The organism is Kitasatospora sp. HUAS MG31 (assembly GCF_040571325.1).
In the GTDB taxonomy this organism is placed as follows: domain Bacteria; phylum Actinomycetota; class Actinomycetes; order Streptomycetales; family Streptomycetaceae; genus Kitasatospora; species Kitasatospora camelliae.
Genome location: NZ_CP159872.1, coordinates 5,814,046 through 5,830,095, shown reverse-complemented (window position 1 = coordinate 5,830,095; position 16,050 = coordinate 5,814,046). Strand labels below are relative to the sequence as shown.

The window sequence follows — 16,050 nt, the reverse complement described above, 5'->3', positions numbered from 1 at the left end:
CGGCATCAGCCGACCGGCCCCGCTCCCGTTCGTGGCGCTACAGGGCGCGGAAGAACGCCCGGATGTCCGCCACCAGCAGGTCCGGCGCGTCGTGGGCGGCGAAGTGACTGCCGCGGTCGTAGGTGTTCCAGGACACGATGTTCTTGTGGTCCCGCTCGGCCAGCGGCCGGATCGACTGGAAGTCGTAGGCGAAGTTGGCCAGCCCCAGCGGCACCGTGGTCGGCTCGGTGGGCTGCTCGGCGTGCGCGTCCTCGTAGTAGAACCGGGCCGAGGAGGCGGCCGTGTTGGTGAGCCAGTAGATCATCACGTTGGTCAGCGCGTAGTCCCGGCTCACCGCGTCGCCGAACAGCTGCATGCTCCAGGCGAGCTGGCCCACCGGCGAGTCCGCGAGCGCGTGCGCCAGGGTCTGCGGCTCGGTGGACTGCAGCTTGCTGAAGGCGCTCTTGTTCTCCAGGAACCAGCTCAGGAACTCCAGCTTGCCGCGGTCCTCCTCGCCGAGGCCGGCCAGCTCGGCGGGGTCGCCCGAGGGGAAGGAGAACACCTGGGTGACGTGCACGCCGATGACGTGCTCCGGGTCGACCCGGCCGACCTCCGGGGCCACGAAGGAGCCGGCGTCGTTGCCGTGGGTGCCGTAGCGGTCGTAGCCGAGCCGGCGCATGAGCTCGGCCCAGGCCGCGGCGGTCCGGTAGCGGTTCCAGCCGCGCTCGTGGGTCGGCCCGGAGAAGCCGAAGCCGGGCAGGTGCGGGATCACCAGGTGGAAGGCGTCCGCCGGGTCCTCGGGCTCGGTGAGCGGCTTGATGACGTCCAGGTACTCCACCACCGTGGTCGGCCAGCCGTGGGTCAGCAGCAGCGGCGTGGCGCCCTCGTGCGGCGAGCGGACGTGCAGGAAGTGGATGTTCTGGCCGTCGACGGTGGTGGTGAACTGCGGGTACGCGTTGAGCTCGGCCTCCCGGGCGCGCCAGTCGTAGCCGCTGAGCCAGTACCCGACCAGCTCGCGGACCTGCGCCAGCGGCACACCGTAGTCCCCGCCCACGCCGGGCAGTTCACCGGTCCAGCGGGTCCGGGCCAGGCGCTCCCGCAGGTCCTCCAGCTCGGTGTCGGGGACGTTGATGCGGAACGGGCGGATCTCTTCGTGGGCCTGCGTCATGAGGTCTCCAGGTTCGAGAAACTCGGACATTTGGACAATAACAGCACATTCACTGCTTGATTCTCGGTCGAGAACACGCCCCTCCGGCCGGACTCGAGGACTCCTCCACCCGACCGCCCGACCGTGTCCGCACCCGCCGCGGTGGTCGGCCGACGGCACAGACGAGGGAGGGGCGATGGTCGAGCGGCGCTTCCAGCTCTACGACACGACCCTGCGCGACGGAACGCAGCAGGAGGGCATGGTGCTGACGGTGGAGGAGAAGCTCGCCGTCGCCCGCCAACTGGACGCCTACGGCGTGGGATTCATCGAGGGCGGCTGGCCCGGCGCCGTCCCGCGGGACACCGAGTTCTTCCGCCGGGCCCGAACCGAACTCAACCTCCGCTCCGCCCAGTTGGCGGCCTTCGGCGCCACCCGCCGGGTCGGCTCACTGGTCTCGGTCGACCCCCAGGTCCGCGCCCTGCTGGACGCCGAGACCCCGGTGGTCACCCTGGTCGCCAAGAGCCACCCCCGGCACGTGGACCTGGCCCTGCGCACCACCCTGGCCGAGAACCTCGCGATGATCGGCAGCACCGTCCGGCACCTGGTGCAGGCCGGCCGCCGGGTCTTCCTGGACGCCGAGCACTACTTCGACGGCTACCGGATCAACCGCGAGTACGCCCTGGAGGTCGTCCGGATCGCGGCCGACGCCGGCGCCGAGACCGTGGTGCTCTGCGACACCAACGGCGGCTCGCTGCCCGACGAGATCGAGGCCGTGGTCGCCGACACCCTGGCCGCCACCGGCGTCCCGCTGGGCATCCACTGCCACGACGACACCGGCTGCGCGGTGGCCAACTCGCTGGCCGCGGTGGCCGCCGGCGCCGACCATGTGCAGGGCACCGCGCACGGCTACGGCGAGCGCTGCGGCAACGCCAACCTCTTCACCGTGGCGGCCAACCTGGTCCTCAAGCGCGGCATCGAGGTGGTGCCGGTGGAGAAGCTGCGGCAGGCCGGCGCGATCGGCCGCGCCGTCGCCGACCTGACCGGCGTGCCGGCCCACCCGGCGGCGCCGTACGTCGGTTCCTCCGCCTTCGCCCACAAGGCCGGCCTGCACGCCTCGGCGCTGCGCATCGACCCGGACCTGTACCAGCACACCGACCCGGCCCTGGTCGGCAACGAGATGCGCACCCTGGTCTCCGACCTCGGCGGCCGCTCCTCGATCGAACTCAAGGCCCGCGCCCTGGGCTACCCGGTCGCCGCCGGCTCGGACGCGGTGGCCCGCACCGCGGCCCGGGTCAAGGAGCTGGAGCACCGCGGCTACGCCTTCGAGTCCGCGGACGCCTCCTTCGAGCTGCTGCTGCGCGAGGAGCTCGGCGGCAAGCCCGAACTGCCCTTCGAGGTCGGCTCCTGGCGGGTCTCGGTGGACCAGCTGCCGGAGGGCCAGGTGCGCACCGAGGCCGGCGTGCGGCTGTACGTGGGCGGGGTCCCGCTGATCGCCTCCGGCGAGGGCAACGGCCCGGTGAACGCCCTGGACGGGGCCCTGCACCGGGCGCTGGAGCCGTTCTTCCCCCAGCTGGCCGGCCTGGAGCTGGTCGACTACCGGGTGCGGGTGCTCACCGGCGAGACCGGCAGCGCCGCCGCCACCCGGGTGCTGATCTCGTACCGCTACGGCGACCGCCGCTGGGGCGCGGTCGGCGTGGACGAGAACACCGTGACCGCCTCCTGGCGGGCCCTGCTGGACGCCTTCTACTACGTCCTGCTCACCGAGCCCACCGGGGAGCGGCAGGCGGCCGAGCCGGCGGTCGCCGCGGCGAGCTGACCCGGCATCCGACCGAATCTGGGAGTGGCTGTGCGAGTGGACGACATCTTCATCCGGGGGACGGCGATACGGCTGCCCTCCTCCCTCCTGGTCGCCGACGCGGTCGCGTCCGGCGCCTTCCCGGCCCGGATGGCCGCCGCGACCGACACGGTCGCGGTGGCCTTCTCCCCCGACGAGTCCGCCGCCGAGATGGCCGCGGCCGCGGCGCGCGCGGCCATGGAGCGGGCGGGCTCGACCCCACAGGACGTCGACCTGATCCTGCACGCCGACACCTACCACCAGGGCCAGGACCTGTGGCCGGTGGCCTCCTACGTCCAGCGCGAGATCGGCGGCGGCACCTGCTCCGCGCTGGAGATCCGGCAGATGTCCAACGGCGGCCTGGCCGCCCTGGACCTGGCCACCGCGTACCTGACCGCCGACCGCAACCGCTGCGACGCGCTGCTCACCACCGCCGACCGGTTCTGCGAGCCCGGCATCGACCGCTGGCGCACCGACCCCGGCACCCCGTACGCCGACGGGGCCACCGCGCTGGTGCTCTCCCGGCGTGGCGGGTACGCCCGGCTGCGGTCGCTGGCGATGCTCTCCGACTCCGGCCTGGAGCCGATGCACCGCGGCGACGAGCCGTTCTCCGCCGCGCCGTTCACCCACCGGATCCCGGTGGACTTCGAGGAGGCCAAGAAGGCGTTCATCGGCCAGGTGGGGATGTCCTTCGCGATCACCCGGGCCAACGCCGGCCAGCAGACCGTGCTGAAGCAGGCGCTCTCGGACGCCGAGCTGGAACTGGCGGAGGCCGACTGGGTGCTGCTCCCCCACTTCGGCCGGCGCCGCCTGGAGGCCATCTACTACCGGCCGTTCGGGATCGACCCGGAGCGCACCACCTGGGACTGGAGCCGCACCGTCGGCCACCTCGGCGCCGGCGACCAGTTCGCCGGCCTGGACCGGCTGGTGGTCTCCGGCCGGGCCAGGCCCGGCGACCGCGTGGTCATGGTCGGCGTCGGGGCCGGCTACAGCTGGGGCGCCGCCGTGGTGGAGATCCTCGAAAGGCCCGACTGGGCCTGAGTGCACCACCGCTCGACCACTACTCGAGCGGGTACTGACAATCTGAAGCAGCCGCCCCGCGTGCGGCGCGATCCGAAGGGAAGGCCCGCCGTGGCGCCGACCGCTACGACCGACCAGTCCGTGCCCCAGACCCACGTCACGGAGCACACCATCACCGTCTCGGCACCGCCCGCCGCCGTCTTCGCCCTGGTGGCCGACGTGGCCGACTGGCCCCAGCTGTTCGGGCCCACCATCCACGCCGAGGTGCTGGAGGAGAAGCCGCTCGGGGACGGCCGCAGCGAGCAGCTGCTGCGGATCTGGGCCACCGCCAACGGCGCGCCCCGGACCTGGACCTCGCGCCGCACCCTGGACGCGGCCGCCGGCCGGATCGTCTTCCGCCAGGTCGTCTCCGCTCCCCCGGTGGAGTCCATGGGCGGCGAGTGGGTCATCGAGGCCGACGGCGAGGGGAGCCGGGTCACCCTGCTGCACGACTACCGGGCGATCGGCGACGACCCGGGCGCGGTGGAGCTGATCGAGCGGGCCGTGGACCGCAACAGCCACGCCGAGCTGGCCGCCCTCAAGACCGGTGCGGAGCTCGGCGAGGCGCGCGCCGAGGTGCACTTCACCTTCAGCGACTCGGAGCGGATCGCCGGCTCCGCCGCGGACGTGTTCGCCTTCCTCGACCGGGCCGACCTGTGGCCCGAGCGGCTGCCGCACGTGGCCCGCCTGGAACTCACCGAGGACGAGCAGGGCATCCAGTCCATGGACATGGACACCCGCAGCCCGGACGGCTCCACCCACAACACCACCTCGATCCGGGTCACCTTCCCGGACCGCCACGTGATCGTCTACAAGCAGCTGCGGGTGCCGGCCGCGATGACCGGGCACACCGGCCGCTGGACGATCGAGCCCACCGAGGACGGCGCGGGCGTGGTCGCCACCTCCTGGCACACCGTCACCCTGGACCCGGAGGGCGTCCGGGCGCTGCTCGGCCCCGAGGCCACCCTCGCGGACGCCCGGGCCAAGGTCCGGCACGCGCTCGGCACCAACAGTTCGACCACCCTGCGCCACGCCAAGCAGTTCGCGGAGGAAGCCCGTGCCCGTTCGTGACCTGACGGAGCCCGTCACCGTCGTCAACCGGTTCACCGTCAAGGGGGACGTCGCCGCCTTCGAGCGCGAGTTCCGGGCGCACTCCCGCTTCCTGCGCGAGCAGGACGGGTTCGCCTTCCTGGTCACGGTGCAACTGGTCGACCGTCCCAGGGAGTTCGTCCACCTGGGGCACTGGCGGAGTCTGGCGGGCTTCCAGCGGGTCGTGCGGGACGAGACGTTCCGCAGGCACGTGACGCGCCTCGGCTCCCGGGTGGAGACCGAGGTCGACCAGGCGGTCAGCGTCGGCCGGGTGCTGCGCCGGGAGGCGCGGCAGGGCTCGGCCAACGTGGTGCTCACCCGGGCCGATGCGGTGGGCGACCACCGCCGGTTCGAGCAGCGGTTCGCGGCGATGGCCTCGTACTTCGACGGGTTCGGCGGGTTCGGCGGCAGCGACCTGCTGCGCTCCACCCTGCGGCCCTCCGGCTACCTGGGCGTCTCCTGGTGGCAGGACGCCGAGGACTGCGAGCGGGCGCTGCGCAGCCAGGGCCTCAACCGGCACCGGATAGCGCTGGCCGACGCGGCGGACGTGATCACCGAGCGGACCCGTCACATCGCGTACGAGAGCGTGACCGCCGTCTGAGACCGTCCGGCCATGGGAGAGCGAACCGCCTCCAGCGGGACGTGAGCCGAGGACCCCCGGTCCTCGGCTCGGTCGCGTTCCGGGCCCGAGGGCGATTCGAGCAGGTGGGCGCAGTCTGGGGCCGATCGCAGAACTCGGCGAATGACGCACACCTGACACGCAAGGGGGAGGCATTGAACGGCTACCGGAACTTCTCCGAGCTCATCCAGGCCAGGGCGGCTGAGGCGCCCGGCCGGGAGGCGCTCGTCCTGCTGCCCGAGAACGACGGACGGGTGCAGCCGGAGGCGGTTTCGTACCGGGCCCTCGACGCGGAGGCGAAGCGCCTGGCCGGCTGGCTGCAGGACCGCGGGGCCGCCGGCGAACGGGTGCTGATCGTGCACGCCGACCGCCGGCTGTTCGCGGTCAGCCTGCTCGCCTGCCTGTACGCGGGAGCGATAGCGGTACCCACCGCGCCGCCGGGCGGGCGCGGCCACCACGCTGCGCGGATCGCCGGCATCGTCAAGGACGCGGCGCCCTGCGTGGCGCTCACCGACGCCCGCGAGGCGCCGGACCTCTCGCAGCTGCTGGCCGGCTTCGGCTACGGCCACCTGCCGTGCCTGGCGGCCGACGTGGTGCCGCGCTCGGCGGCCTGGCAGGAGCCGGAGCTGACCGGGGACTCGGTCGCGCTGCTCCAGTACACCTCCGGCTCCACCCGGGAGCCGCGCGGGGTGGTGGTGACCCACGCCAACCTGCTGGCCAACCAGCGGGCGATCCAGCAGGCGCTGGGCACCGGACCGGACACCCGGCTCGGCGGCTGGCTGCCGTTCCACCACGACATGGGCCTGATCGGCCAGTTGCTGCACCCGCTGTGGCTGGGCGCCACCTCGGTGCTGCTCTCTCCGGAGGCGTTCGTCCGGCGTCCGGCGCGCTGGCTGGAGGCGGTCTCCCGGTACCGGCTGGACGTCAGCGGCGCCCCGGACTTCGCCTACGAGCTGTGCGCCCGGCGGGTCACCGAGGAGCAGCTGGCCGGGCTGGACCTGTCCGGCTGGCGGACCGCGGTCAGCGGCGGGGAGCCGGTCCGGCCGGAGACCTGGCGGCTGTTCGCCGACCGGTTCGCCGCCGCGGGCTTCCGGCCGCAGGCGCTGACCGCCGGCTACGGGCTGGCGGAGGCCACCCTGCTGGTCTCGGGCGGGCCCTCGGGCTCCTCCTGGCGGCCGAGAGAGGCGGACGCGGACTCCCTGGAACAGCACCGGCTGCGCGGGCCGCGGGCGGGCCGGCCCACCCGGTCGCTGCTGCCGGTCGGCCGGCCGGTGGGCAGCGAGCTGCTGGTGGTCGACCCGAAGACCCTGGAGACCCGTCCGGACGGAGAGATCGGCGAGGTCTGGGTGCGCGGCGAGGGCGTCGCGCGCGGGTACTGGCGCCGTCCGGGCGAGACCAACCAGGCCTTCGGCGCCCGGACCGCGGAGGGCCGCGGCGGCTTCCTGCGCACCGGCGACCTGGGCACGGTGGAGGACGGCGAGCTGTACATCACCGGCCGGCTCAAGGACATGATCGTGGTGGCCGGGCGGAACCTCTACCCGCAGGACCTGGAGCAGACCGTGCAGCAGGTCAGCCAGCTGTTCGGCTCGGCGACCGCGTTCTCGGTCCCGGCCGAGCGCGAACAGGTGGTGCTGATCCAGGAGTTGCGCGCCCGCAGCCACTACAACGTCAGTCTGCCGAGCCTGGCCACCGCGGTGGAGAGCTGCCTGTCCAAGGAGTTCGAGCTGCAGGTCGGCGCGGTGCTGCTGGTGCGGCCCGGCACGGTCCGGCGGACCACCAGCGGCAAGGTGGAGCGGGCCGCCATGCGCCGGCTGTTCCTGCAGGGCGAACTCAAGCCGCTGCACCAGGAGATCAAGCCCGAAGTCCAGCAACTCCTCTCCGGGGGGCGTCGATGAGCCCTAGCGAACGCATCGGTCGGCTGGAGCGCGCCTTCGGGCCGCTGTTCTCGGCCGACAACCCGCTCGGCCAGCACGCCCTGCTGGCCGCCGACGCGCGCGGCGAGGTGCTCGCCGGGGCCGAGCGGGTGCTGGACGAGTTCGGCCTGAACGCCGAGTTCGTCCCCGCCGAGTACGGTGGCCGGCTGACCCGGCTGGACGTGCTCGGCCGGGTGCTGCGCCCGGTGTTCCGCCGGGACGCCTCGCTCGGCTTCGGGTACGGGCTGAACGGCTTCTTCGCCGCCGTCCCGGTGTGGACCGGCGGGTCCGCCGAGCAGTGCGCGCTGGCCGCCCGGCTGCTGCTGGAGGGCCGCCGGGTCGCGGTGGTGCGGCACGAGGTGGCGCACGGGAACGCCTTCGTCCGGGACGAGTTCGAGGCCGTGCCGACCGCGGACGGCTTCCTGCTGAACGGCACCAAGACGGTGATCGCCAACGCCGCGCGGGCGGGCGGCCTGGTGGTGTTCGCCCGGACCGGAGGGGAGAACCGGGCGCGGACCACCTCGGTGCTGCTGCTGGACCGCGCCGAGCTGCCGGCCGACCGGATCGAGGACCTGGAGCGGCACGAGACCAGCGGGATGCGCAGCGCCGAGTTCGGGGGCCTGAGGGTCACCGACTGTCCGGTGCCGGCGAACGCCCTGGTCGGGGAGCTCGGGGACGGCTACGAGCTGTCGCTGCGCTCCTCGCTGGTGATCCGCGGGCTGATCCCGTCCATCGTGCTGGCGGGCGGGGACACCGCGCTGCGGACGGTGGTCCGGTTCGCGACCCGGCGACGGGACGACGGCCGGTCCTCGCTGGACGTGCAGCACGTCCGGGACGTGCTCGCCGGGGCCTTCCTGGACCTGCTGGTCAGCGACAGCCTGGCGCTGGTGGCGACCCGGGCGCTGCACCTGCTGCCGAAGCAGATGAGCGCCTACGCGGCGACCGCGGCCTACCTGGCGCCGCGGCTGATCGCCGAGTCGATGGACGAGATGTCCACGGTGCTGGGCAAGCAGACCTTCGCCGAGGACGGCGCGTACGGGATGTTCCAGAAGCAGCTGCGGGACCTGCCGGTCACCTCGCTCGGGCACGCCGGGAGCGCGGGCCGGCAGGTGAGCATCCTGCCGCAGCTGCCCTTCTTCGCCCGGCACGCCTGGTTCGCCGATCCGGAGGCGGGCGGGGAGCTGTTCCGGCTGCACGAGGGGCTGCCGCCGCTGCGGCTGCCGGAGGCGGCGCTGCTGGGCGACGGCGACCCGCTGGCGGCGACCCTGGTGGCCTGCACCGACCTGCTGGAGGCGGCCGACCAGGAGGCCGAGGACCGGCAGGGCGCCTCCGCGCTGCGGTTCCTGGCCCGGGCCTTCACGGTCGAACTCGACGACCTGCGGAAGGTGTTCGTGGACATCGCCCCGGACGACCGGAAGGCCCTGGTCAGCCCGCACGCGTTCGGCCTGGCCGACCGCTACACCCTGGTCCTGGCCGCGGCCGCCTGCCTGGGCGTGTGGCGGGAGGCGCGCGGCGAGGGCGACCCGTTCCTGGCCGACCCGTCCTGGGTGACGGCCGCGCTCTACCGCCTCGGCCGCCGGCTCGGCCTGCCGCTGCCGGACCGGCCCACCGGCAGCGAGCAGCGGGTGCTGGCCGAGGTGCTGGCCCGGCTGCACGGGGCCCGCAGCTACGACCTGTACGGATCCCCGCTGGCCTGACGGCCGCCCACCCCCGGCCCGTTCGGGCCCTCGGAACGCCCTCTGGAGGAGCACAACCATGAACAGCACCCCCAACGACCCCGACTACCACGGCTGGCTGACCGCCAGGCTGTCGCACTACCTCGGCCGCGAGGTGGAGGAGGATGTCCCGTTCACCGAGTACGGGCTGGACTCGGTGGCGGCGCTCAGCCTCTACGGCGACATCGAGGAGGAGTACGGCCCGGTCATCGACCCGACCGACGTGTGGCTCTACCCCACCGTGCAGGAGCTGGCGGCCTACCTGGAGCTGCGGGACTTCCGGCTCGGCAGCGGGCAGCAGGTGCGGGCCGCGTTCGTGTTCACCGGGCAGGGCTCGCAGCACCCGGGGATGACCTCGGGGCTGTACCTCAACTCCACCGGCTACCGGCGGTTCCTGGACGAGGCGGCGGAGGCGCTGCTGCCGTACACCGGGCTGTCGGTGGTGGACCTGATCCTCAGCCGGGACCAGCGGATCCACCAGACCGCCTTCACCCAGCCGGCGCTGTTCGCGGTGGAGTACGCGCTGGCGCGCACCCTGGAGGAGGCCGGGGTGCAGCCGGTGGCCGTGCTGGGGCACGGGATCGGCGAGTTCGCGGCGGCCGTGGTGGCCGGGTCGCTGGGCCTGGCGGAGGCGGCCAAGCTGGTGTCGGTGCGCGGCGCCTTCATGCAGTACCTGCCCTCCGGCGGCGGGATGATGGCGACCTGTGTGGCGCCGTACGAGGCGGCCGAGCTGACCGCGGACGAGCCGGGGGTGAGCATCGGCGCGATCAACGCGGCGAAGGCCACCGTGCTCTCCGGTGAGCGGGCCGGCCTGGAGCGGATCCAGCAGCGGCTGGAGGACCGCGGGATCGCCTGCAAGACGCTGGACGTCACGCACGCCTTCCACTCGCCGCTGATGGAGCCGATGCTGGCGAAGTTCGAGGCGGTGACCCGGCGGCTGCCGGGCGGATCGCCGCGGATCCCGTACTACTCCACGGTGTACGGCCGGATGACCAACGAGCCGCTGTACGCGCCCTACTGGAGCGCGCACGTGACCTCGCCGGTGCGGTTCGCCGACGCCGCCCGGCAGATGCTCGACCAGCAGGCGCTGACCCATGTGGTGGAGATCGGGCCGAAGGTGGTGCTGACCCCCTTCATCCGCCGGATGGGCGGCACCCAGGGCCCGGCGTGCATCGGCATGTGCCGCGGCCCGGAGACCAACGCCGTCTACCTGGCCGGGGTGCTCTCCGCGCTGGACGCCGGCCCGCTGTCCCACCCGCTCGTGAGGGCCTGATGGCCGGGCCGGCCGGACCGCTCCCCGCGCCGCGCCACGCGCCGGGCCCCGACGGGCCCTGGGAGCAGGTCCGGGAGGAACTCGCCGCCACGGGATCCTGCGTGCTCTACGGCACCCTCGCCACCTGGTCGGCGCACCTGCAGGAGCCGGAGCGGCTGCGGCCGGTGCTCGGCCGGGACTGGTCCCGGTACGAGAGCCTGACCCCGGCCCGCGGGAAGGAGCGGTTCCTGGCCTCCCGGGTGCTGCTGAGGCAGACCGCGGCGGCGGCCATCGGGACCGTCCCGGAGCTGGTGGACCTGGCGTACCACCCGGGCGGCCGCCCGTACGTGCGCGGCTGCGACCAGATCGACATCAGCCTCAGCCACACCGAGGAGGTGCTGGTGGTCGGGGTGACCAGCCGCGGCCGGATCGGGGTGGACGTCGAGCTGGCGGACCGCCGGATGGCCGGGACGGCGTCCGAGACGCAGGGCTACACCACCTTCGAGCTGGCCCGGCTGGACGAGGAGCCGGCGAGCCGGCGCAACGACCTGCTGGTGCGGCTGTGGACGCTGAAGGAGGCGTACAGCAAGGCGCTGGGGGTCGGACTGCGGTTCCGTTTCACCGAGTTCGGGTTCGCGCTGGACGGCCGCCGGGGTGCGCGGCTGGTGCAGCCGGACGGCGAGCCGGTGGCCGGGGGCTCGGCCTGGAGCTTCGCCACCTTCGGGGTGCGGTCGCGCTACGTGGTGAGCCTGGCGGTGTTCGACGCGGGCTTCGGCGGCTCCAGCGACCTGTCGGTGGACACGGCGCTGGACGAGGGCCTGCTGGACACGCTGCTGCGGGCCACGGAGCGGTCCTGACCCGCCGGGCGGCCGGCGGTCAGGGGATCCAGCCCGCCTCCTCGGCGATCCGGATGGCGTCGACGCGGTTCCGGGCGTTCAGCTTGGCGACGATCGCGGTGAGGTAGTTCTGCACCGTCCCCTTGGACAGGTACAGGCAGCCGGCGATCTCGGCCGCGTCGGCGCCCTGGGCGGCCAGCCGCAGCACTTCCAGTTCGCGCGGGGAGAGCGGGTTTCGCGGGGCGTCCCAGGCGGACATCGCGAGCTGCGGGTCTATCACCCGCTGGCCTTGGGCCACCGCCCGGACGGCGTGGGCGAGCTGGTCGGGAGGGGCGTCCTTGAGCAGGAAGCCGCAGACGTGCGCGGCCATCGCCCGGCGGAGCGTCCCGGGTCTTCCGAGGCTGGTGAGGATCAGGGTGCGGCAGGCGGGGAGCTTCTCGCGCAGTTCGGCGGCGGCGGTGAGGCCGTCGATCCCGGGCAGGTCGACGTCGATCACCGCGACGTCGGGTCTGACCTGGAGCGCGGACTTGACGATGAGATCGCCGCGGTCCACCGAGGCCACCACCTCGAAGTCGGGTTCCAGTTCGAGTAACGCCACCAGGGCCCCCCGGATCATGTGGACGTCCTCGGCGAGCAGGATCTTCACCGACAGCATGGTCCCCCTAGGTCGAGCGGGATCGGTCAGAAGGCAATCCTCGCTCAGGCCACCGCGGCTTCGGCCTCCGGCCTCGGCGTCGCGGTCTCGCTGAGCTGGGGTCTGATCGGCGCCTCGACCAGGAGCTGGAAGCGGCCGTCCGGCTGGATCCCGGCCTCCACCCGCCCGCCCACCGTGGCGAGCCTGGTCCGGAGGTTGCCGATGCCGCTGCCGCTGTGCGGCGCGGGTGTCCGGCGCTGCGCGACCACACCGTCGTTCACCAGCCGGAGCAGGACCGTTTCCCCACTGGTGGTCGCCGTGATCGTGCAGCGCTGGACCTTGCTGTGCCTGAGGATGTTGGTGATGCCCTCGCGCAGGGCGGTGGCCAGCACGGTGTCGACCAGCGGGTGCAGCCGGCCGCAGTCCACGGCCACCTCGGCCTCGATCTCGGCGGCCTTGAGGGTGGAGGCCGCCGAGTCGGCCTCGGCGGCGAGGGACATGTCCCGGTACCCGCTGGCGACCAGCCGGACGTCGGCCAGCGCCTGCCGGGAGATGTCCAGCACCCCGGCGATCTCCTCCCGTGCCCGGTCGGGCCGCACCCCGACCAGACGGTGGATCAGCTCGGTCTTCAGCGTGATCGCCGAGATGCTGTAGCCGAGCAGGTCGTGCAGGTCCCGGGCGAACCGCAGCCGCTCCTGGGCCACCGCCACCCGGGCCAGCTCGGCCCGCGAGGCGTGCACCTCCTCGACCAGGTCGGCCAGCCGGGTGAGACCGTAGATCACCAGACCGGTCAGCACCGAGGACTGCCCCACGTAGATGACGCGGAGCAGCGGGAGCCCGGTCAGCACCGCCTGGGTGACGGCGCCGCAGGCCGAGAGGACGAACAGCAGCCAGGCGGCCGGCCCCCGCACCAGCAGCAGGGCCGAGCCGGCGAGGCAGCCCAGCATGCCGCCCCAGGAGGCGCCGAAGAACAGCGCCGGGCCGACGGTCAGCACCGCCTGCGCGGCGAGCATCCACATCCGCCGCCGGACGTTCCAGCGGCGGGCCCGGGAGGAGGAGTTGACCAGCTGGATCCCGAACACCGCGGCGGTGCTCAGCAGCAGCACCGCGAGCTCGCCGGACCGTGCGCCGTCGCCGATCACGTTGTTGAAGGCGATCAACGAGAAGCAGAACAGCGCGAAGACCGTGATGCTCCGGGCCAGTCGGGGCGCCGGAACGTCCCGGACCCGCGGCGGCCGGTCCTCGGCCCGTTCCCCGGAAGAGGCCGCCTCACCACGCAGGTATCTCACCGCACCGCCCCTGACATCCGCTTCCCCCCACAAACCGAGCGCTCGGGCCAGGCTCGGATGGTACATCGCAACTCTAGGTACATCCACAGCAACTGACGGAACATCCCCTGATTCAGACGAACAGGGGGACCGGGTTCAGCTCCCCGTAATCCGTGGGCCGGGTGAGCCTCCCCAGCCGGACCGGAACGTCGAACAGCCGGCCCGGCGCGTACCGGGCCCAGAACGGGCGCATCCCCGGCACGATCACCTTCACCACCGGGATCGCCACGTCCGGCCGGGTCTGGTCGAGGACCAGCAGTTCCATCCCGCGGGCCCGGACCATCTCCTCGGCGGCCAGGACGTCGTCCCTGAGGTCGGCGCGCGGCCGGTAGCCCCAGTCCCGCGGGGTGCGCCCCCGCTCCCCCGGATCCGGCACCAGGTAGGGCTGGTTGGCCACGGTCGCCCCGGTCCACCAGGAGATCAGGTCCCGGTCGGCGAGGCCGTACCCGGTGCCGCCCGGGCCCGGGGACGGGGGCAACAGCTGCCCCATCTCGGTCACCGCCCGGCGCAGCGCCAGCCGGGGGTCGAAGTGCGCCCCGAAGCCGAAGGCGAGCTCCTCGGCGGGCTGGTCGGTGCGCCGGGAGACCGCGGCCATCACCGGGACGCCGAAGTCCGAGGTGAGGTCGAGGACCCAGAAGGTGCGCCCCATCGTGGCGTACGCCTCGCGCAGCCGGGCGAGGCAGGGCTCGTCGAAGGCGTCGAGGTCCACGGCGGGCTGGCGGGTGCGGTTGTACCACCAGAGGGCCACCGCGTCCCGCTCGACCAGCTCCAGGAAGCCCTGGACGATGGCGTCCTCCAGGCTGCTGCCCGCCGCGTTGCCGTTGGAGTCGGCCCAGAGGCCGTCCGCGAGGTGCCCGGCGTTCGCACCGAAGTACAGCATGGCGGTGGGCAGCAGGCGGTGCCGGCCGGAGGTGAGGGACCACACCGGGGTCCAGGAGACCGGGCGGTCCGCCTCCAGCGGGCGGGGCACGTGGGAGAACGGCGAACTGGCGGTGTTCCACCGCTCGCGCTCGGCGAACTGCCGGGCGGAGAACAGCTGGCAGTCGTTGGGGTGGACGGCCCGGTCGCCCAGGGCGCGGTAGGTGTCCTGGACGGTGGGCTCGTCGCCCTGGCGGGTGGCGCTGTAGCGCTCGACGGCCTCGCACAGGGCGCCGACCCGGGCGTCCAGCTCGGTGGTGCCCTTGCCCCCGCTGAGGCTGCGCAGGCCGTGCCGGAGGCCCGGGAGCGAGTCGCCCCGGATGGCCAGGTTCCGGCCCGAGTGGTAGCAGTTGACGGCCTCCGGGAGGCGGGTGTTACGGCGGATCTCCTCGACCACCCCGGAGACCGGGCTGACCAGGTGCTCGTGGCGGCGGAGCATCTCGGCCGGGTCGAGGGCCCGGTGGCCGCCGCCGGCGGACCCGGCCTTGGCCCGCTGGCGCGGGATCACCGGCGCGGTCACCCGGGCGGCCACCAGGGCGGGGTCGCCGCAGTCGGGGCACTGCGGCCGCCGGACCACCTGGTGGTGGCGGGACTCCATCCGGACGGTGTCCAGGGTGAGCACCGCGTCGTCGCCCGGACTCCTCATCCCGGCCAGCCACTTGACGGCCGCGAGCACCGCGGTGTGGAGGCCGACGGCCCGGCCGGCCGGCAGTGAGGCCACCGGCCGCGCCAGCGGTCCGGCGAGGCCCCGGGCCCGCTGGAGCGGGAGTTCGGAGCGCCGCTGGCCGCGGAGGCGGTGGGCCAGGCAGGACCAGCAGGCGCCCTCGGCGGGCCGGAACACCGGTCCGACCCAGGGCTGCGCGGTGCCCGGGCTGGCCAGCAGCCAGGGGCGGCCGGCGGCGAGCCGTTCGGCGTTGATCCGCTCCAGCTCGGGGTTGAGGTAGTCGTCGCAGAGCACCAGCGAGAAGTCCGCGTCGCCGCTCCCGGCCGGATCGTCCGGGTCCGGCACGGCCAGCCCCGACTCGCGGCAGGCCGCCCGGGCCGCGGCGGCGTCGACCCGGCCGGCCGTCACCACCTCGACCCGGGTGGCCGCGAGCGCGGTCTCCGCACCGTCCTGCCCGACCATGTCCCAGTAGGCGTGGGCGGCCTCGTCGGCCGAGGGCCTGCGGTATCCCACCAGGTTGGCCCGGGCGAGGCGACCGAGCACCCGCCCGGCGTCGAGCGCGCTCATCGCGTCGCCGGCCTCGTCGAGGATCCGGTCGAGGGAGCGCGTCCCGTCGAGCAGCGGGGCGAGCACCTCCACCAGCCGGCCCTCCATCGCGGTGACGCCCTGGGGGGAGAGCAGGTAGGTCGCCTCCCCGGGCACCACCTCGGCGCGCAGGTGCCGCTTGAAGCCGAGCGGCAGTCTCGCGTCGGGCGAGGACGCCGTCATGCGCCGGCCGCCGGAGCCGGTGCGGTCCAGGAGATGGTGCTGTCGGGGACCAGCCCGGCGGCGGGCCGGTCGAGGTCCTCGATCAGGATCAGCTCGGCGTCCGTGAGGATCTCATCGAGGTACAGTGGCTCGGCCGCCGAGAGGCCGAACTCGGCCAGGACGGCCACCGGGTCGGAGGCGTAGCGCTGGGCCAGTTCGGGCTCCAGGCCGGTCCGGGCCGCCAGCTCGGCGAACCGGCGGTCGTCCAGAGTGGTGCAGGCGATAACCGGCATGTCCGTGGTGCTCTTCACGAGAA

13 protein-coding genes are annotated in these 16,050 nt (G+C 73.7%); 8 read left to right on the top strand and 5 right to left on the bottom strand.

Features of this window, described 5'->3' with window-relative positions; all coding sequences use genetic code 11:
• Positions 1-37: 37 nt before the first annotated feature.
• Positions 38-1,147, bottom strand: a complete 1,110-nt coding sequence (locus tag ABWK59_RS26020; protein WP_354643042.1) for an epoxide hydrolase family protein — start codon at positions 1,145-1,147, stop codon at positions 38-40.
• A gap of 175 nt (positions 1,148-1,322) precedes the next feature.
• Between ABWK59_RS26020 and cimA the strand changes: the two genes are divergently transcribed.
• The 8 genes from cimA (at position 1,323) to ABWK59_RS25980 (ending at position 11,464) form a co-directional block, all read left to right on the top strand.
• Positions 1,323-2,942 (top strand): citramalate synthase, encoded by a 1,620-nt coding sequence (gene cimA, locus ABWK59_RS26015; protein WP_354643041.1) that lies wholly within the window; start codon positions 1,323-1,325, stop codon positions 2,940-2,942.
• Positions 2,943-2,966: 24 nt separating this feature from the next.
• Positions 2,967-4,001 carry a ketoacyl-ACP synthase III family protein gene (locus ABWK59_RS26010; RefSeq protein WP_354643040.1) on the top strand — a complete coding sequence of 345 codons (1,035 nt, stop codon included), beginning with the start codon at positions 2,967-2,969 and terminating at the stop codon, positions 3,999-4,001.
• A gap of 90 nt (positions 4,002-4,091) precedes the next feature.
• On the top strand, positions 4,092-5,090 hold the full coding sequence (locus ABWK59_RS26005; protein ID WP_354643039.1) for an aromatase/cyclase: 999 nt from the start codon (positions 4,092-4,094) through the stop codon (positions 5,088-5,090).
• Positions 5,077-5,709 carry an antibiotic biosynthesis monooxygenase family protein gene (locus ABWK59_RS26000; protein WP_354643038.1) on the top strand — a complete coding sequence of 211 codons (633 nt, stop codon included), beginning with the start codon at positions 5,077-5,079 and terminating at the stop codon, positions 5,707-5,709. The genes ABWK59_RS26005 and ABWK59_RS26000 overlap by 14 nt, the downstream gene beginning before the upstream one ends.
• 173 nt (positions 5,710-5,882) lie before the next feature.
• Positions 5,883-7,622: a fatty acyl-AMP ligase gene (locus ABWK59_RS25995; protein WP_354643037.1), complete on the top strand. Its 1,740-nt coding sequence runs from the start codon at positions 5,883-5,885 to the stop codon at positions 7,620-7,622.
• Positions 7,619-9,337, top strand: coding sequence for an acyl-CoA dehydrogenase (locus ABWK59_RS25990; protein WP_354643036.1), 1,719 nt, complete (start codon positions 7,619-7,621; stop codon positions 9,335-9,337). Before ABWK59_RS25995 ends, ABWK59_RS25990 begins: the two co-directional genes overlap by 4 nt.
• Positions 9,338-9,395: 58 nt before the next feature.
• Positions 9,396-10,628 (top strand): acyltransferase domain-containing protein, encoded by a 1,233-nt coding sequence (locus ABWK59_RS25985; RefSeq protein ID WP_354643035.1) that lies wholly within the window; start codon positions 9,396-9,398, stop codon positions 10,626-10,628.
• On the top strand, positions 10,628-11,464 hold the full coding sequence (locus ABWK59_RS25980; protein WP_354643034.1) for a 4'-phosphopantetheinyl transferase family protein: 837 nt from the start codon (positions 10,628-10,630) through the stop codon (positions 11,462-11,464). The genes ABWK59_RS25985 and ABWK59_RS25980 overlap by 1 nt, the downstream gene beginning before the upstream one ends.
• A gap of 19 nt (positions 11,465-11,483) precedes the next feature.
• Here the strand turns inward: ABWK59_RS25980 and ABWK59_RS25975 are convergent, their stop codons facing one another.
• The 4 genes from ABWK59_RS25975 to ABWK59_RS25960 form a co-directional block, all read right to left on the bottom strand.
• Positions 11,484-12,098 carry a response regulator transcription factor gene (locus tag ABWK59_RS25975; protein WP_354643033.1) on the bottom strand — a complete coding sequence of 205 codons (615 nt, stop codon included), beginning with the start codon at positions 12,096-12,098 and terminating at the stop codon, positions 11,484-11,486.
• A gap of 44 nt (positions 12,099-12,142) precedes the next feature.
• The gene (locus tag ABWK59_RS25970; RefSeq protein ID WP_354643032.1) at positions 12,143-13,366 is read right to left on the bottom strand and encodes a sensor histidine kinase; all 1,224 of its coding nucleotides are present in this window, start codon (positions 13,364-13,366) and stop codon (positions 12,143-12,145) included.
• A gap of 112 nt (positions 13,367-13,478) precedes the next feature.
• A complete protein-coding gene (locus ABWK59_RS25965) occupies positions 13,479-15,755 on the bottom strand; it encodes a TOMM precursor leader peptide-binding protein (RefSeq protein WP_354643031.1) in 2,277 nt (758 codons plus the stop codon).
• Complete coding sequence (locus tag ABWK59_RS25960) at positions 15,752-16,045, bottom strand: hypothetical protein (protein ID WP_354643030.1); 294 nt, start codon at positions 16,043-16,045, stop codon at positions 15,752-15,754. The genes ABWK59_RS25965 and ABWK59_RS25960 overlap by 4 nt, the downstream gene beginning before the upstream one ends.
• Positions 16,046-16,050 lie beyond the last annotated feature (5 nt).